This is a genomic window from Pedobacter sp. MC2016-05 (assembly GCF_026239735.1).
GTDB lineage: Bacteria > Bacteroidota > Bacteroidia > Sphingobacteriales > Sphingobacteriaceae > Pedobacter.
This window is the reverse complement of the sequence record NZ_JAPIVT010000025.1, coordinates 54,296-73,184: the sequence shown is the minus strand read 5'-3', so window position 1 is coordinate 73,184 and position 18,889 is coordinate 54,296. Positions and strand designations below refer to the sequence as shown.

General features: G+C 40.0%; 16 protein-coding genes. 12 read left to right on the top strand and 4 right to left on the bottom strand.

All coding sequences use genetic code 11. The features are described from left to right. The 5 genes from OQZ33_RS22005 to OQZ33_RS21985 form a co-directional block, all read left to right on the top strand. The coding region (locus OQZ33_RS22005; protein ID WP_265801643.1) for a hypothetical protein at window positions 1–324 on the top strand (324 nt) is incomplete at its 5' end. Between the two features lie 125 nt (window positions 325–449). Continuing rightward, window positions 450–1,205, top strand: a complete 756-nt coding sequence (locus OQZ33_RS22000) for a hypothetical protein (RefSeq protein ID WP_265801641.1) — start codon at window positions 450–452, stop codon at window positions 1,203–1,205. Window positions 1,206–1,219: 14 nt separating this feature from the next. Beyond that, a complete protein-coding gene (locus OQZ33_RS21995; RefSeq protein ID WP_265801639.1) occupies window positions 1,220–2,596 on the top strand; it encodes a phosphatase PAP2 family protein in 1,377 nt (458 codons plus the stop codon). Between the two features lie 271 nt (window positions 2,597–2,867). After that, window positions 2,868–3,929, top strand: a complete 1,062-nt coding sequence (locus tag OQZ33_RS21990; protein ID WP_265801638.1) for a PCMD domain-containing protein — start codon at window positions 2,868–2,870, stop codon at window positions 3,927–3,929. Window position 3,930: 1 nt separating this feature from the next. After that, a complete protein-coding gene (locus OQZ33_RS21985; RefSeq protein ID WP_265801637.1) occupies window positions 3,931–4,680 on the top strand; it encodes an outer membrane beta-barrel protein in 750 nt (249 codons plus the stop codon). Between the two features lie 35 nt (window positions 4,681–4,715). Here the strand turns inward: OQZ33_RS21985 and OQZ33_RS21980 are convergent, their stop codons facing one another. Further along, window positions 4,716–7,205: a mechanosensitive ion channel family protein gene (locus tag OQZ33_RS21980; protein ID WP_265801636.1), complete on the bottom strand. Its 2,490-nt coding sequence runs from the start codon at window positions 7,203–7,205 to the stop codon at window positions 4,716–4,718. Between the two features lie 278 nt (window positions 7,206–7,483). Between OQZ33_RS21980 and OQZ33_RS21975 the strand changes: the two genes are divergently transcribed. The 7 genes from OQZ33_RS21975 to OQZ33_RS21945 all read left to right on the top strand — a co-directional run bounded on the left by OQZ33_RS21975 (window position 7,484) and on the right by OQZ33_RS21945 (window position 13,253). After that, window positions 7,484–8,332, top strand: a complete 849-nt coding sequence (locus OQZ33_RS21975) for a hypothetical protein (RefSeq protein ID WP_265801635.1) — start codon at window positions 7,484–7,486, stop codon at window positions 8,330–8,332. A gap of 15 nt (window positions 8,333–8,347) precedes the next feature. Further along, the gene (locus OQZ33_RS21970) at window positions 8,348–8,884 is read left to right on the top strand and encodes an outer membrane beta-barrel protein (RefSeq protein WP_265801634.1); all 537 of its coding nucleotides are present in this window, start codon (window positions 8,348–8,350) and stop codon (window positions 8,882–8,884) included. A gap of 15 nt (window positions 8,885–8,899) precedes the next feature. Continuing rightward, entirely contained in the window at window positions 8,900–9,310 is a 411-nt protein-coding gene (locus OQZ33_RS21965) for a DUF2846 domain-containing protein (protein WP_265801633.1), read from the top strand. Window positions 9,311–9,389: 79 nt separating this feature from the next. Beyond that, complete coding sequence (locus OQZ33_RS21960) at window positions 9,390–10,106, top strand: hypothetical protein (RefSeq protein WP_265801632.1); 717 nt, start codon at window positions 9,390–9,392, stop codon at window positions 10,104–10,106. Window positions 10,107–10,192: 86 nt separating this feature from the next. Continuing rightward, window positions 10,193–11,203: a zinc-binding alcohol dehydrogenase family protein gene (locus OQZ33_RS21955; protein WP_265801631.1), complete on the top strand. Its 1,011-nt coding sequence runs from the start codon at window positions 10,193–10,195 to the stop codon at window positions 11,201–11,203. A 120-nt stretch (window positions 11,204–11,323) separates the two neighbouring features. After that, on the top strand, window positions 11,324–11,797 hold the full coding sequence (locus OQZ33_RS21950; protein WP_265801629.1) for a hypothetical protein: 474 nt from the start codon (window positions 11,324–11,326) through the stop codon (window positions 11,795–11,797). A gap of 502 nt (window positions 11,798–12,299) precedes the next feature. After that, window positions 12,300–13,253, top strand: a complete 954-nt coding sequence (locus OQZ33_RS21945; protein ID WP_265801628.1) for an ROK family protein — start codon at window positions 12,300–12,302, stop codon at window positions 13,251–13,253. Between the two features lie 74 nt (window positions 13,254–13,327). On the opposite strand, the gene hepC (OQZ33_RS21940) is transcribed toward OQZ33_RS21945, so the two are convergent. The 3 genes from hepC (OQZ33_RS21940) to hepC (OQZ33_RS21930) form a co-directional block, all read right to left on the bottom strand. Next, a complete protein-coding gene (gene hepC, locus OQZ33_RS21940) occupies window positions 13,328–15,355 on the bottom strand; it encodes a heparin-sulfate lyase HepC (protein ID WP_265801627.1) in 2,028 nt (675 codons plus the stop codon). 43 nt (window positions 15,356–15,398) lie between these two features. Beyond that, window positions 15,399–16,775, bottom strand: coding sequence for an alpha-L-fucosidase (locus OQZ33_RS21935; protein ID WP_265801625.1), 1,377 nt, complete (start codon window positions 16,773–16,775; stop codon window positions 15,399–15,401). Between the two features lie 71 nt (window positions 16,776–16,846). Further along, on the bottom strand, window positions 16,847–18,820 hold the full coding sequence (gene hepC, locus OQZ33_RS21930) for a heparin-sulfate lyase HepC (RefSeq protein ID WP_265801624.1): 1,974 nt from the start codon (window positions 18,818–18,820) through the stop codon (window positions 16,847–16,849). Window positions 18,821–18,889: the final 69 nt, after the last annotated feature.

Genomic DNA, 18,889 nt, shown 5'->3' with positions numbered 1-18,889 from the left:
GATCAACTATCAAACATCATCATCAAACCAGATTTTTGCATTTTAATTAATCGAATTCAGGTTAATAAGATGTCCATGTCTTTTAAAGATCCGGCTTTCAGCCTTGCTATAGGACAGAAGCTGAACTGGCAGCAATTCATCGATAAGCTGACTATTAAACATGGCGGTATTAATTTTCAGAATGCTGATTCAAGAATTACCGTAAATAATTTATCCTGGTTTGCCCCAGAAGAGGTTTTTGGTGGCAAAAGGTATCAGGTACGAACCACTTTCTGTCAAAAGAAGAGTTCAAAATTAAAAATCCCTGGCAAACCGATTATATAGAGGCAGCTGCCGGAACTTTAACGGCTGAAGGGATAAATTTTTCTGCAGCTGCTGGCCAGCATGGGCTGAATATTTCAACAATTTCCCTTGATAGTTTCAAGCTTAACTCCAGCCGGGATAAGCGTATGAAGGAACGTTTATTTATGGAAAAACCGATGCCTTCTAAATTAATTGCAAATTTAAAAACTCCGCTTTCCATACAGGAAATCAATGTCACAAATAGCCAGGTGAATATCAGAGAGACTTCGCTGGCTACCGGCAAAGAAGGCGTAATTGCATTGAATGACATTAATGCACATATTTCTATTCTCACCAACTTTCAAGCTTCAGCAGATAGCCTCAAACTCATCGGCCAGGCCAGTCTTTTCGGAAAAACCCGCATCAAGCTTAATTACAGGGAATCCTATCAGGATTCGCTCTCAGGTTTCAAGATGGGACTAAGCCTTTCCGCCATGGATCTGACGGAGCTAAATCAGGTGAGTATCCCCCTGGCCGCATTGAAAATTAATAGGGGTAATGCTGATGGGGTTAATGCAGAATGGGAAGGTAATAAGTATTTCGCGAGCGGCGAAATCTTGCTGCCCTACAAAAACCTAAGGATTAATGTGATGGCCAGAAAAAATTTAAACCGCAAAAGTTTTCTGCTTAGTGCAGAAAACGATTTGGTCAATATGATCTTGCGCAAGAAAAATTACAAACCATCTTTTATGTTTTTTGAAAGGAACCGGAATAAATTTGTCTTCAATTACTGGATTAAAACGCTTCTGACCGGATTTGCCTCTAGCATAGGACTCAAAGGGGAACGGACGCTTAAAAAGAAGGAAGATGCTTTCCACTCTAAATACAAATTAATCACTCATGATCGATTGTTGATTCGCTAAACTACATCTAACCTATGAAAATCATTTATACCTTAATTATCCTTGCTTTCCTGAATCTGTGTTTTACTGCTAAACTGATGACCCAAGAAATCGAAGTTTTGGACAGCACCATTATCGAGAATACATTCTGGAATTCAAAATCTGTCAGGATTTCAACGGTACCAGTATTGCTAATTGCTGCTGGTGGGGGTTCCTGGGGAATACGAAAAGATGTCAGGGCATTCAGGAACCGTTACCTTCCAACTTTTCGTTATCACTATGATGATTATCTTCAGTATGCACCTGTGGCTACTGTTCTTGGGTTAAATGCTGCCGGAGTAAAGGGTAAGCACAAAATGGGGCGGGCCCTCGTATCTTATGCGTTTTCTGCCGCAATAATGGCTGCTGTGGTTAACACTGTAAAATATACCGCCAAAGTAGAACGGCCGGATGGAAGTACCCGTAATTCATTTCCTTCTGGGCATACGGCAAATTCTTTTATGAATGCTACTTTTTTGCATAAAGAATATGGACAGTTCCAGTCTCCATTATACAGCGTGGGTGCATTTACCGCTGCAACCGCTACAGCTGTAGGACGGGAACTCAACAATCGGCACTGGATTTCGGACGTTCTCGCGGGTGCAGGCATAGGCATACTATCTACGGAACTGGGTTATGTGGTGGCTGATAAAATTTTTAAAGACCATGGTGAGCATATTAAGTTGCGTAATAATCCCCTGCCAGTAACATTGCATCCCAGTTTTCTTGAGCTTAGACTAGGTTATGCCAAAGGATTGAGTAAAGACCTTACTCAAAGGTCTGAAGATTTGTTTGCTAAAAGCGGATTTAATTTCGGATTGGAAGGAGCCTATTTTTTTAGCAGATATATAGGGCTGGGCGGAGAATTTGCATTTTCCAGTTTTCCCATGAACGATGATAATTTATCTTTCAATGATGCCGATGTGCCGCTGGTTAGTGATGGACACTATACACAGCCAATGGGTATACGGTACATTCATGCAGGTCCGTATTTTAGTCTCCCTTTACCAAAAAACTGGTTTATCACCGGAAAGCTAGGTGCAGGAACAGCCTCAGGTGCGCAAGGGGAAATTATTTTGCGAATCAAAGAAAACTATCAGGAACTTTTCCGTACCAATGAATTGCCGTATTACCGCTATAAGCCTCAGCGTGCCTTTAGCTGGTCAGCAGGCTTTGGGGTACAAAAGCAGATTAAGCGAAACGTTGGTATCAAGGCTTTTGTAAGCTATTTCAATTCGGATAATGATTTTCAAATGGATGTTATCGATCAGATCAATCCGGATGGGACTTATGCATTCAAGAATGTTGGTTCAGAGAAAGTCAGGTTTGACAACATCACTCTAGGTTTAGGGTTAACAGCATTCCTTTGGTAATTATATTGAACCAAATGTTTATAAAATGGAAATCCCAGCTTGGGAAAGACATAATTGATCAAGATTTAAACACAACATTTAGGAATACTTTTTTTGAGTTTATATAAACTCAACTATTAAATATTTTGTTAGATCTAAATATAAGGTATTGATATACAGCTGATGAATATTAAAATCTCTTTCTTAGACTGTGTACAATCACTTAACTGAATAAGCTAAGCTCACTTTTTTAAATAATAATCTAACTGGCCATATTGACATTTCTACACGCATGAGATTATTTATATCCATTTTATTTGGGATAATGTTCCTAAGCTCCTGTATCAAGGATTCACCTAAAAACCCTGAAGCTGATATCGTATCGTTCAATCTCGATCCGAAAGAGCTTACAGGAAACACTTTCATTGATCAGGCGAATAGGAAAATTCTGCTCTTTCTGACAAAGGAAGCGTATGATCAAGGCGTAATGCCTACCATCACTGTGTCCAATAATGCAACTGTTAGTCCAGTATCAGGAACGAAAATAAATTTCTCTGCCTCAGGGCAGGTAACATACACGGTTACTGCCGAAAGATCAGAAAACAAGAAAACCTATGTTGTTCAGGTGATCAACGTAGGCGACTGGAATTTTGAGTTCGAAAAGTGGGGACAGAACAGTGACGATAAATGGGAATGTCCTTTAGAGGACAATAATACTGCTATCTGGAGTTCCGGTAATCAAGGAGTTGCGATTTCAGGGGTGGCGAAGGATCCACTGGCGTATCCGACCAGATCTACCAATGATGGTTATCAAGGAAGCCGGGCCGCGGAAATGGTGACCATAAAAGGGACTCCACTTTCGGCATTTGTTGGAATATATCTTTATGCCGGGTCATTATTCATAGGTAACTTTGATCCCTCCTCGGTATTGATTCAGCCACTTGCCGCAACACAGTTTGGTGAGCCTTACGTTGGGCTCCCTGATCGTTTTACAGGGTATTACAAGTACAGCCCGGGCGCCAGCTTTCAGGATGAAAATCAGAATATTGTTCAGGGTAAAACGGATGAGTGTTCGATATATGCCGTTTTGTTTGAAGGAACTCAACGCCTTGATGGTACCAATATACTGACTTCAGACCGTGTTGTCGCCCGGGCGGTACTGAGTGATGGCTCCCGAAAATCAGACTTTACTAGGTTTGATATTCCTTTCACTTATAGACAGGGCTGGACTCCACAGCCTGGAAGTAAATTAATGATGACCATTGTAGCATCATCAAGTAAGGAAGGCGACCGTTATAGGGGCGCATTAGGAAGCAGGCTCCTTGTCGATAATTTAGCGGTAATTCCAAAATAGTATGAATATACATAAAATCTTAATCGTGTTGATTATCCTTTTGCGGGCAAATATGGCTTCTGCTCAAGAAAGCAATGAGGTAATTTCTAAGAAGCTTGAACACAGTCTCTTCATTGGGTATAATTTTGGCGGGTTAGCGCCTGTATCTTTCCCGGAAAACATTAGGGCAATAAATAGCTACTCCCCGGGCTTTTCACCCGCTATTGGTTATGAGGTCATCTTTAGGCTAGATGAGCATTGGGGAATTGGAAGCGGCATGCGTTTGGACTATAAAGGGATGAGTGTAAGGGATAGTGTACAGTATTTTCATACGCAGGTTTCCGTAGATGATGCGTCTGTGGAAGGAGATTTCAGCGGCACCAACACCACAAATGTTAAAAACTTATATCTTTCGCTTCCAGTATATGCGGTTTACCAGACTGATAACCACTGGACAATTAAGTTAGGATTTTATGCATCCAGATTGATCAGACCCTCATTTTCAGGAAGTGTTTCGGATGGTTATTTAAGAAAAGGGGATTCGCTGGGCGAGAAGATCACAATCACAAGTGCTACCTTTAACTTTGATGAAAAACAACGGAAAACCGATTTTGGGCTTTTTGCAGGTGGTGAAAAAATGGTGTATAAGGATTTTTCGGTTAAGGCAGACCTTCAGTGGGGATTGAGACCAGTTTTTCCAGATTCATTTACAGGCATTTCCTTTAATATGTATAATATATTCGCAACGCTAGGGATATCCTATCAATTCTAATTTGAATTTGTTGAACTGTCCAACTGTGAAGATATTTATTTTTCCTTATCCAGGCTGCGCTGCTCAACTGCTTGGTGAAGATAAATATCCTGCTGATTAATAGGAATTTTAATACCGTTTTTACTGAAAGCATCATTTATAGCCATGATCAGATCATTTCTGGTCGGGTTGTTTTCCCTGAGATGTCGGGTCCATAGCTGAATTTTTAGCTCAATGGAACTACTGCCGAACAATTCAAAATTGACTGCTGGCTTTGGGTTTTTCAGTACCCTATCTTCTTCTTCCAGGATTTTATTGATAATCTCCCTGCACTTTTGCAGATCGCTATCATAAGCAATGCCAATCTCCATTGAAAGACGTCTGCGGTTTCCCGAAAGTGTCCAGTTCATCAAATGCGAATTGAGTAGATCACCGTTGGGCATTACCAGGTCTCCGCCTTCCCAGGTGCTGATCACGCTGCTTCGAAATCCGATGGATTTCATGGTGCCGCCCTGACCGTCAACATCCACAATATCACCAACGTTTACAGGCTTTTCAAAGGCAATGATCAGTCCGCTGACCAGATTGTTTACCAATGTCTGCAGGCCAAAACCAATTCCAACGCCGAGTGCACCGATGATAATGGTAATGCGCTCCATTGGTATGCCTGCAGCAGCCACGGCAAGAAAAAGTCCTATTGAGAGTATGCTAATCCGCAACAGTAATACCCAGCTGCCTAACCCACGATTATTCTCATTATTGCCCTTGCTGCCATTTAAGTGATCATCCGAAGTAAAAAAGGAGACGATCTTGGATAGAATAACCGATATGGTCATAATGATAAAAAATAGAAGTATTCCATTTATACTAAAGCTATAATTTCCCAATGATCGCTTGGTGCTCATAAATTCAAGGACGGGTTTAGAAAGAAATTCGAACAATGGAAAGTTATGTCCTAATAAAATTACCCATCCCAGTACAAGCAGTACATATAATAGCGAAGGCGCCTTACTGCCGACCTTACCGAAATTAAGGTAAAATAGTTTTTTGTCCTGCACCGTGTAAACTTCAAATGCTAATAGTAGCCCTTCGTTAATGAGACGCACAACCCAGAGAAACAATATCGCAATAATCACATTTAAAAAACCCACTAAAAACAGGGTTTTCGCAAGGTTGAACCTGCCATAAATATTTAAGATAATTGAAATGAGTTCAATACATACCATGACAAAAATGGAATGGGCTATCCATTTTTCGCGTAGTTCCACATCTCTTTTTTGTCTCAGGATTAGAATTCCTGCCACAGCCCCAATTACCGATAATGCTAGCATATACCATCGCTCCGGACGAGAAGCCTGTAAGAGTAGGTTGCCTGCCGATGCGAAGATAAAAAATACGACCATTGACAACCAAACCTTCATCCAGTAGGGCGTGATAAAGTTTTTAAAAACAATTGTCAGAGAGATGCATGAAATTATCCAGATGATAAAATTCAGGATAAAGGGAGGGGATACAAGAAGAAACTGAAATAGGCTTAGTACGACTAATACAGCTGATAACGCCGGATATCTTATCGATAGCTGCCCGTTCATATCTTTACTCAGTAGACCCTTTTCAAGGTAAATCGACCGAAGTGCATTTAAATAAATGAAAGAGCCCAGGATAAGGAAGACAATCAGGGAAAGTTTGCCTGCATTATTGATAATATAAAACTTCAAGGTAAGGACGTTTTTGTTTAGTGAAAAACGGACAATATCCTTAAATGGTCTGAAGTGAAGTTGCTTCTGCCAGATGTTTGGCAGCTCGCGAGTGAATGTTTCCTCTGCCATTTGCCGCTCATACCCTTCCACCTGCTCAACTTCATTTTGCAATTCGCTCATGATCAGGTTGTAACTGTACAAAAGTTTTTGTACCCTGGTGTTAGAGATTTTCAATACTGAGTCAACCGGTGCCGCATCAACCGCAACCGATGCCAGCGTGCGGACATAATCCATCGTCTGGGCGGAATCTTTCGGAAAAATGAATAGTTCAGGCGCTGTGGAAAGTGAATCTATCCTATAATGATAAGAGGCTAATTCTCTCTGCCTGGTTTCTAATAAGGATTTACTTTTTTTTGCATCCAAAAAAAGCTCATTTAGAATGCGTTTTGTAGATGCAAGATTTCTATAAGTCTGTGTTGTACCACGATTGTTAAGTACCCCATCGGAAGCGATATGGTAATCCTCCTTCAACCTGCTGAGCCTTGTCTTTAACCCAGCCGTATCTGTTTTAGTTTTTAGATAACCTTTGGCATCCTGAATGGTAAGTCTGATCTGGTTGATGACCTCGAGCTGTACCATGGATACTTTATCAGACTTGAAATCCTCAATACTTTCTTTTGCAGATTTTTTTGCAAAGTCCTGCATTCTGGACATAAAACTATTGGTCTCTGTTTTTACTGAGTCTAATGGAATACTGGTTTCAGATTTGGTCTGCCCATGGATTTTCGTTGCGCAAAAACCAAAACTTAATATGATAGGGATAACCCAGGCAAATCTAAATCTCATAACAAGGCAGTGTTTATCAATAATAGATAAAAATCAAAAAAGATCCAAATATTATCCTTGTCCAGTTGTCAAAACAGCATTTATCCTTAAAGTTATGGATTAGGATGCAATGACAATTTGATTATGTTGACTTAAAATAGCAATCAGTGTTATTGATTTTAAGTTTTGAGTGGTGTCTATTGGAATAGACGAGGTCGTCTTAGCTTCGGCTACTTTTTTAATTAAAATTCAGATAAAAATTGATTTTTTTATTAATTTTATTGTACAGAAAGGAAAACATGAAAAAAATCTATTTACTATTATTGTGTCTGATTATGGCTGTCGGCACATTTGCTCAAAATCAGGGCAATCAGAAAACAGACATAATCAGAAAAACCAACGGTGAGGAGCTTAAAGGTAAAATTATCAGGATCACCGATTCCGATGTGTCTTTTGTCTATGCAGGGGAAACTGCTGAGTACGTCATCAAAAAAGAGGATATTTCACAAATTGTTCACTCCAGTGGTCGCGTGGAAACCATCACTCAGGCCACTGCACCAGCTGAAACCAGGCAAAAAGACCAGGTCGCCATGACCGCGACCCCGGCAGATCATCATAACAAGATTGCTATACTTCCATTTACATTCTTGATGGATAATCAGCCCGGCGCAGATGCAATCGGTTTGAAAGCACAGCAGGATGCTTTTGCTTTGCTTAGCCAGCACTCAGCCGGCTATACCATCCTGGATCCCCGTACCACTAATGCAATGCTGGTTAAGGCAGGTGCAACAAGGGATAAAATGATTGGTTTTACCATGAAAAATCTTTGCGATATCTTAGGAGTGGAATACGTAATTGATGGAACAGTTACCCAGAATAAGGGATACCAGACCAGTTATACCTCTGGTAGTGATGACACAAAGGTAAAACGTGACGATGCGGAGAAAGTTAAAGGTATTTCCAGTTATGGGTCGTCCAGCAGCAGTGCCGTTCAGCGTTTTGATGTAAGCGTAAGTTTGCAGATATATATGGATAACAATGCCAGCATCTACAATGAAAATCATAAGGCATTTTTAAGCAATACAGATGGGTCTTATAGTGGACCGCTAGAATATTTGCTCAAACGGTGTCCGCTTTACAGAAAATAACTAAACATTATCATTATGAACTTAAGATATTCCATTTTGGTCTTGATGGCATTCCTGCTGGCTTCATACGCAGCCAGCGCTCAAAAGGGCAGTAATCTCCTTCAGATTTCCGGCTCAGTTGCGATTCCTACAGGGGAACTCTCAAAGGTTGCTGATGTTGGCTATGGTGGTGCCATAAAGGGATTGTATGGAGTAGGACAGCAAGCCCAACAAATAACATTAGAGGCAGGTTATAACCGTTTTTCGGTAAAAAACTTGCCAAGTTCTGTCAAGGCAAATTATTCCACCATCCCCTTGTATTTAGGATATCGTGCCAACCTGGGAAACATTATTATTGAAGGTCAGTCCGGACTTGCTTTCAATCACATTGAAGGTTCAGGACCCTCAGGTACAGTGGGCAGTAATCAAACTGCTTTCGGTTGGGCATTGTCTGCGGGCTACATCTTCAGGGCAGTAGAGCTTGATGTCCGGTATCAGAATTCAGAATCCGGTTCCGATACACAGGTAATCAGGTTCGTAGCGGTTCGCTTAGCGTATAATTTCTCACTTTAACCTTACTTTCTCTACATGAAAAACTTCAGAATAATTGCATCCATACTCTTCATGCTCTGTATCGCTGGCACCACTTTGGCGCAGGACAAAACTGGCAAAATATATGTCATCCGCAGAACCGGAATAAATGGTTCGGCGGTAAATTTCAGACTTTACCTTGATGGTGAACTCATCTGCAAGATGAAAAATAAAAGCTATTCCATGCATGATATTACGGCAGGCGAACACACCATTAGTGTTGTTGCTGGAGGTCTCCCTGATAACCGAAATAAAATACCAGTCAAATTTACTGTGATTTCGGGGAAAAGTAATTATTTTATGATTAACAGCGGAAATGAACTTTCCTGTATGGAAATCACGCAGTCTGCCGCCGAGCCCATGATTGCCAGAAGTGTCCAGGTAACCGATTGTCTTGGCGCTAAATAACTTTATCCCAAAATTAACCCAGGGGGGATGCCCCACGTATTCCCCTAATCTTTCAATTGTTTAAACAAACTTTTTCTGTATGTGTAGTTTTCTTGAAAGATTTTTTAGCCTTAAAACACCCCTACTGATTGCCTCACTTTCTCTGTTGTACTTAAATGCATTTGCGCAGCGTTCGGAGGTCGAAAGAGTGCTCTCAAGCTACGGGATAAGCGATGTTGTTCTTAAAAGTAATCCCAAAGAAAATATCAAAACAACGGCTTATGATCTTAAGCAAATTACAAGTGCTTCATCCAGTGAAAAGATAGAGCTCGCTTCCTATGACGGTTCAAAAGCTGAAGGGAGCCGGTGGGAATTAAAGTCTGTTAACGGAAAGCTTCCAAATACAGGACAGATTAAAAGTTTTCTTAAAGCGCATCCCGATAATCCTCCTATCCCTGTAATAAATGAGGATACCTATAAGGTGGTATCCAAACAGGATAGTATGCTGATTATTGAATTTTCGTATCTGGCAGATAAACTTACTTTGGAGAACAGTTTCCTCAAAGATTGCAAGGGCAAATTGTTTATCAACATTAAATCCAAGCTTTTGGAAAAGCAGGAAATAGAAAACCTTACGCCCTTAAAAATAAAAGGTATTAAGCTTGTAAAGCTTTTGACGGTTTCATCCTTCACATTTGATAAGAATTTAAGATGCTATGTTACATCGAAAGAAGTAACCAACTTTATCATTCAACTTCTTCTTTTAACCAGTGATAGCGTGGTCACGTCTGAATATTCTAATTACAGGCGGCCTTAACATTTTCTATCGTGAAGATCCTTATTGCATTTTATTCAGAATACCAGACGACTTATAAATAATAACCAATTTTTTAAAATAGATATATGAAAGCTATAGGTTTTAAAACGTCCTTACCGATTTCTGAGCAGGAAAGTTTTATTGAGTTTGAAACAGAAAAGCCCGTTCCTTCTGGTAGGGATATTTTAGTTAAGATAATGGCAATCAGCGTTAATCCTGTGGATTATAAAGTTAGGCAGGGAAGCGCCAAGAATAAATCGCTTGATGTTCCTAAAATAATAGGATGGGATGCCTCCGGAGTCATAGAAGCGGTAGGAACTGAAGTTAAACACTTCAAGGCAGGAGATGAGATCTACTATTCAGGAGACTTAAACCGACAAGGTTGTTATGCAGAATATCAGCTTGTCGATGAACGCATTGTTGGGAAGAAACCCGTTAATCAATCTTTCCCAGAAGCGGCAGCAGTGCCCCTAACCTTGCTCACCGCCTGGGAGATCATCTTTGAGCGCATGAGGATAAATGACAGAGATTCCGGAAAATCTGTTTTGATTATTGGCGGTGCCGGAGGAGTAGGGTCAATAGCAATACAGTTAGCAAAGAAGGTACTGGGTCTGAAAGTTATCGCTACGGCATCTCGCAAAGAAAGCAGAGATTGGTGCTTGCTGCATGGGGCAGATTTTGTCGTTGATCACAACAGTCTCATCGGCAACGTTAGAGAGGCCGGATTTGAGAATGTGGACTATATCCTGGATTTTGTGAATCTCAACCAGTATTGGGATGCCCTTATTGAACTCATCAAACCCCAAGGCAGTATTGGTTCAATCAGTGATCCGACTGCGGATGTCAACCTAAGAGGTATGAAGAGTAAAAGTATAAGTTTTCATTGGGAGCTGATGTTTACCAGGTCGATGTTTCAAACTGAAGATATGGAACAACAAAGCAATATCCTGGAAAAGGCAAAGAAATTATTTGAAAAGGGGATATTGAAATCCACCATTAATAAAAGATTTAATGGCTTTACCGTAGAAAACGTTAAAGCTGCGCACGAATTGCTGGAAAGCGGAACCTCTATAGGTAAAATAGTAGTTTTGTTCTAATAGCTATCTGCGGGATTCGAAAGTGGATTCTGATGCCCCCAAAATGTGAGAACATTGCGGTAACTTAAATTTTTTTTACCAGATCAATATTATTATAGTAGATATCTTAACCTAGTTCTTATGAAAATTATTTCGAATTGCTTTTTGATTTTTAGTATCGCACTTATAACAGCTTCCTGCCGGTGGGATGGCAGAACGCATGCAACTACCGACTCTCTATCGGTGCGACAAGAGCAGCCGGATGAAAAGCGAAAAATTCAGGATCACTTAGGATTATATGTGAGCAAAGATTATGAGAAAAGTGCGGAAGGTTATGACTGGGTATCTGTCAGGATAACTGTAATTAGCCAAGACAGCCTGGCCATTCAGGTCCGCTCGCGGGATGATATGAAAAAGCCAACTTGTACTTTGGATGCCAAGGCTGACAAAACTGGCGAAGGTAGTTATCGAATCAAGCTTCAATATGGAACCGCTATATTAAGTCTTGGCAATAATAGTATAAATATCCGCCCCGAAAGTACAAAAGATGAAGCAGGCCTTGCTTTTCCTTGTTCGGGAGGCGCTACCATAGCTGGTACGTATAAGAAAGTTTGAGATTTAATTATATAGACCGTTTTTTTCTCTCTGCATTAAATACTTCCTCACAGATTTCCGCATCACCTAATAACAAATTTCTGGCATATTAATTATCCAGATAAAAAAAGATTAAACTCTTTAAATATTCTGATGATGACTATGTTCTGGTAATTGTTTTTATTGAGAAAAAGATACGTCAAAAATAAGCTGATATGAGATAAGCATCAGTAATCCTCTGACCTGTGCACACAGATCCTGATACATATCGGATATGCTAAAGCATGCAAACAAAAAAGCCTGGACTGCAGCAACTAGTAGCAAATCTATAAGGTTATAAAATAAGGAAGTGTTCAAAGATCTCGTTTTTGATAGGCTATAAAGTTGTGGGTCATTGTAAATGCGCAACACATTCTCTAAAATTTAAATGATTTAGTCTACAGTTTAAAGAGGAATATTTCAGGCGTTTCTATATTTGGGTGTGTTAAGATAGTCTGATATTTAAACTCTGGCACTAAATTTAATGGAAGAGAGCATACTGCATGCCATAGGTATAAGAATAGACAATAATTTAATCCGTTATGGTGTAGTAAGCCAAAACGGGGAAATACTCTATAAATCCGAAGTATCATTAAAAAAGGCAAAATCCCATACAGAGATTATTGGATTGCTGATCGACGCTATCAATGAGTGTGCCCACCAGTACAGACACTCTATATTAGGTGTCGGATTGGGATTTCCCGGGATAGTTGAAAATAACGTAATTGTTGGAGGTGGTATAAATCTTCCTGGATTCAGAAACATCGAGCTGGGAAATGTGCTTCGCCTGGTCACCCGATTGAATATCACCATAGATAATGACGCCAATCTTATGGCACTGGGTGAGAAAACATATGGTAATTTAGATGATATTTCAGATGCAGTTTTTTTAGATATAGGATCAGGCATTGGTGGGGCCGTTATGATTAACTCCAAAATTTTTCCTGGATTTAAAAATAGAGGTGTCGAGCTAGGGCACATCATTGTCGAGCATAAGGGGGAAGTATGCGGTTGTGGTGCCCGCGGATGTTTAGAGGTATATGCATCAGTTGGTGCAATGAAAAAAAAGTACCTCTCCCAATCCGCTGACAAATCAAAAGATGTGGATTTCCTTTACTTATTGGATAAATACAGGTCTGGAGATCCAGCTGCTTTTAGGGTAGTAGAATGTCATTTCGAATACATGGCTACCGGTATTGTAAGCTTGATCAATATTTTTAACCCACAACGAATTGTTATAGGTGGTGAGGTGAAATTAGCCGGAACTTATTATATCAAAGAGATCGAGCGGAGATTAATTGCTATAGCTGTACCACCAGATGCTGACAGTGCCAGGGTTATTTCCGGCACGCTCGGCATTGATGCCTGTATATTAGGTGGTGCTGCAAGTGTTTTTAATAAATTCCAGCAGTCTCCCATCAGAAAAAAATGTCATTGAGGTCTTAAAAATGCATACCTGGGCTGAAGATAAAATGTAAGCATAAAAAGTCTTTCCGTTTATAATTTTTAGCATTAGCGTGCTTTATTTTTAAGCATCACTGATATATTCCTCTTTTCACCATTAACCGAAATAGTCAGGTTGATCTGACCAGTTTGGTAATTGTTGCCATTGTTTTCTATCACGTTAATCTTGGGTGCCCTGGAATCCGAATAGGGATAAACTATGGTTAAAAAGATGGAAGTTTCATTGCTAGATTTGGGTGCTTCGAACGCGAAAGCTGGTCTACTCAATTCTTTTCCATATTCGTAAGAAACTTTTCCTTCTTCTTGTTTTAAATTTATTTTGGGTGAGAGGCATTGAATTAATAAATTATTTCCGTCAGGATAATTTGTGGTGACAAGGCGGTTACCCTGATCAAATCTGGGTTGGCTATCTTCCTTCAGCTGATAATGGATTCCAATATTTCCAGCGGCTCTTCCAATGGCCTGATCAACGATCAAAAAATACTTTTGATCAATAAATAGAACACTACGGCAATGGTTCAAATCCTTGTAGCTGGGATTGGTGTAGGTAAGCACATCTAGGGTCTTACTGGTTTCCCATTTTTGCAAAGCGGCTTGGGTAATCACCATATTTTGATTATCAAGAGTTAATGTGCTGTGTACGGTTGTCTGGCGAAACCAATTGCGCTTTTTCATGATCTCATCATTCCCGCTGTAAACAAAACAACCCGCGTCTGGGGTAAAGTTCCGACCCTTCACCCAAAGCTCAAAAGTACCGTTATCGGGCTGAGCATGAAATTCTCCGGGAGGACTAGCTTTCAACATTAATATTGTTGAGCCAGTTTCCCACCCATTTCGAAAGGTATAAAATCCTGCGGTGGTTAATCCCCTGGAAAGCCAGTTCGGCTTTTGTCCGGTCTTGCCTTCACTTGCGAAGTAATTAATGAATGGATTATCGGGGAACATTGCCGACCAAGACTGGAATTGTCTCAAACGGAATTCTTTTTCTTTCCACCAAGAGTCGCCAAACATTGGTTGATTATAGTTTGGGAAGGTAATGTTAATGAAAGCCATGACCATTTTTTCTATGGTCTGTTTGTAGCTTGGAGGAAATTCGCTATCTAAATTGGCTTTCTGCGCTCCTTTAAATGCGTTCACAAAAATATCGATTGCTCCGGCATGGTAAACCGGGGAAAGCTCATATTGTAAGCCATCAGGATAAACCTGTTTTACTATCTCAGTGTTCAATATTGTTATCCCGCTTTTTCTCCATTTAGAGGCATTTTTGAATTCTGGAAATGAGGCTCCTGCAAATAATGTTCGCTGCGCCTCAAATAAGCGATGGTTGCCCTGATCGGCATAGTTGCTGAGTAGATAATTCGCCTGCTGATGGTAGCTGTTTAAAAAGTTGATTAGAAATTCAGGGGTGACATTAGATGAGGTGATGAAAATACTTATTATCGGTACTAAACTTTGTATTCTATCAGAAACTTCCAGAGGCCTCCAGGCGAAATTATCGTTATCAGCAGAAAGCCCCAAAGGATTTTTTTTGATCCATCCTTCTAACTGCAAGATCCATTCTTTGGCATATTTTTCATCTTTAGTGCCCCGGTAGGCGAGGGCCATTGGCAACCACCATTTAACGCGATGCAATTGCCAACGAACCTCATTGTCCTTTATCGGCCAAAGTTGCCAGTCAATATCTTTCCCAAAATCGAAATAACCATAAGCCTCTTGTGTTTTGAATTGGTGTAGTAGCGCTTTGTCGGCAATTTCTTGGGTTTTTATCGCTAATGCTCCGTTGGTATCAACAGGTATTTCGAGGTTGCTTAAATCAGGTTTGCCTGCTAGTTTTTTTCGGTAATAAGTTAATAAGGCTTTGCCTGCATCTTCATATTTTCTATTATTAAATGCGGTTTTTACCTTTTCCAAACCGGGATAGTCAAGGTTAATATGCTTAAAACTTTCTTCATGCAAGCCAGTTTGTGCCATGGCGCCACTGAACAGCAAAATGAATAATGAAGTGATGAGGTATGATTTAAGGTTTATTTGCATTTTATCTTTTAATCTAATGTGATCATCTGAATTTTTCGCCATGATCACCGTTAATTATTTTAGCCCTTGTTTACAATTTCTGTAATTAAATTCCGATTTCAAACACATACACTGGTAATCCAGAAGGCAATTTATTTGGTAATTCTATATTTAAGCCTTGGGAACTTTGTACCCATTTTATTTTTTCACCGCTGCCCAACATCGATACGCTTTTAATGCTTGCGATAGCCTTTGTTAAACTTTTTAAGTTCAGTTGCTTCATCTTCCAGCTGCGAGCATATGCATAAATCACCTTGCCTTTTTTAGCGAAGTAAGCGTCGGGCCGGGTATTTTTAGAAGTAAAATCGTTGTCCGATTTTCCCATCGCATCTGCTCGGCCTACCTCGCTTTGCGCACCTTCATTTAATATCTTGAAAGGGCTGACGCCATAAATGGCATCGTGATTGATGCGCATCCAATTTCCGAGTGCTTTTAACCGATCGGTGGCCTCTGCAGGAAAGTTACCATCACCTTTTGGTGCAACGTTTAGCAAAAAATTCCCACCTTTACACACAACTTCCACCAATTGACGCACTAATAATTCTGGCGATTTCCAAACGGTGTCGTATTTAACATATCCCCATTTCGCACTCATCGTCACGCAGGCTTCCCAAGGTTTAATTACTGTCTTATCTTCAATTTTTTGCTCTGCAACACTATAGTCACCCATGCCGTTTCCAATGCGATCATTGATGATACAGTTTGGTTGTATTGATTTGATCATTTCTCGCAACGCTGTACTCTGCGCCTTGCTGATTTGTTCTGGTGTATCAAACCAAAGTAAACCAATAGGTCCATACTGTGTGAGTAATTCACGGATTTGAGGTTTTACCTTTCGCTCAAAATACTTGGCAAAATCCTTCATTTCCTCGTTGGGATAATCCCAGGTGTTGCTTCGGTACCCATCTCGGGTGGGCACATCGGGATCTTGCCAATCTCTGCCCAAAGAATAATAGAAACATAATTTTAAGTTATATTTTTTGCAAGCCACTGCCAAATCCTTCATTGGGTCTTTGCCCCAAGGGCTTGTTTTAACAATATTATAGGGTTGGGAAGGAGAATCATACATCGAAAAACCATCGTGGTGCTTGGCGGTGATGACAATATATTTCATGCCTGCATTCTTCGCACTTTTTACCCATTCTTCTGCATTAAACTTGACAGGATTAAAGTCATTAGCAATCGTTGCATATTCTTTCAAGGGAATTTTTTCACCCAACATGAAATGTTCGTTGGCCCGAGCTTTTTGGCCTTTCCAATAACCAGCCGTTTGCGAATATAATCCCCAATGCAAAAAAAGTCCAAATTTTCCGTCCTTCCACCACTGCATCGCTGTGCTGTTTGGGCTTGTAGCTTGTGCGTTTGCCAGGCCACTGCATAAAGCCAGCAAAACAATCAGAAGTTTAAATTTTTTATTTTTCAATGCTTTCCATTTTTATTTCCCATACCAGACATAGTTTCAACATTTGTCGACTTTTTGTGTGGTTAAGCCGACTAGTTTACCAAATTCGAGACAACATTTTTTACCTTACCATCAATTGTTAAGGTAAGGTTAATGGTGCCGGAGGCATAGTTATTACCAGGATTTTCTTTCACACTAATCTGCGGAGCTTTTTTATCATTAAATGGATATAAAATATGGATGAAACTTTGAGTTTGACCATCGTTTTTCTGTTTTTCAAAAGCCACTGCGGGGCGTTTCTGCTCTTTACGATAAAAATAGGATACCTTGCTTTGTTCTTTTATGAGCTTAACTTTATCCTTATTCAAGGATTGAATCAATAAATTGTTACCATCCGCATAAGTGGTGTAAACCAAGTTTTTAGTTACATCATAAACCGGCTCTGCATCTTCTTTAAGGTGAAAACGCACATCTAATTTCCCGGTAGCCTTTCCAATTGCGTTATCAATTATCAAAAAGTATTTCTGATCGATGAATAATATACTGCGCTGATGATTTAAATCTGCGTAGCTGGGGTTGGTGTAGGTTAAAATATCCATCATTTTATCGGTTACCCATTTATTTTGTTTGGCCTTTGTAATTACCATATTTTGATCATCTAAAGTTAGCGTACTGTGGAATTTCGTTTGGCGAAACTCCTCCCGCATTTTGTTCACTTCTTCATCACCACTGTATACAAATACACCAGCATCTGGCGTAAAGTCACGCCCTTTAACCCAAAGTTCAAATGTACCATTGTCTGGCTGTGCGTGAAACTCTCCCGGAGGACTTGCCTTTAATACCATTACCGTTGATTTCATATCCCAACCGTTTCTGAATGTGTAAAAACCTGCGGAATTTAGGCCTTTAGAAAGATACCCTGGCACTTTACCCTCAACACCATCAGTAGCGAAGTATTGCAGTGTTGAATTATCCGGGAAAGCATTGGCCCATGTTTTATACTGCTTTAACATGGTTGGTTTTCCTACTGGCCACGCATCGCCAAACATTGGAAAATTATAATCAGGGAAAGAGAAATTGACTGTTGCCATTGCCATTTTTTCTACTGTTTCTTTGTAGCTAGTAGGAAACTCACTTTCCAACCCCGCATCTTTGGCTGATTTTAAGCCTTCCAAGAAAATATTGATCATGGTATTGTGATAGTTTGGAGAAAGCTCAAACTGCATTCCATCATCCAGAACCTGTTTTTTTATCTCTACAACTAAAACCTGGGCGCCACTTTTTCGCCAGCTTTCTGCATTTTTTAATTCAGGGAAGAAACACCCGGCAGCTAAGGCACGTTGTGCCTCAAACAGTCGGTGGTTACCTTTATCGGCGTAATTTTTAATAAGGTAATCGGTTTGTTCGCCGTAGCTTTGCAAAAATTCCAGTAAAAACGATGGTGTAAATGCCTTCGAAGTTCCCATAAGATTAAAGACTCCACGCAGCATATTGATGCGTTCTGATACTTCTAATGGACGCCAAACATATTTGTCATTATCAGCTGATAGACCTTTTGGATTTTTTTTCACCCAATCGCGGTATTGATGAACCCATTCCTTTGCATACTTTTCATCGCCAGAAGCACGATAAGCTAAGCCCATTGGTGTAAACCATCCCAGGCGATGCAACTGCCACCGCACTTCATTATCCTTCACCGGCCAATTTTGCCAGTTGATATCCTCTCCATAGTTAAAAAAACCATAGCCTTTATGCGGTTTGAAATTGTGCAAAAGGGCATTGTCGGCTTTTTCCTGATCATCTATGCTTAATGATTTACCCCTAAAACGCTCACTATCGCCCATTTTAAACTCACCTAGTTTTACATTGGTGCGTGTTCGGTAATACTTTAATAATTCCTTGCCAGCCTCTTCGTATTTTTTACTGTTAACTAGATTTTTTACACTCTCCAAACCTTTGTAATCAAGGTTAATAATGTTAAACTGCGCTGCAGATATTGGTTTCTCCTGGGCAGTTAAGGTGACTGCGATCAATAGAAAAAAACAAAATGAAATGATATTTTTCACGTGTGATAAGTTTAAATTTCTTTTTTATTTATTAAGTAACATTTTTCCAAAATTATGCCTTTGAAAATA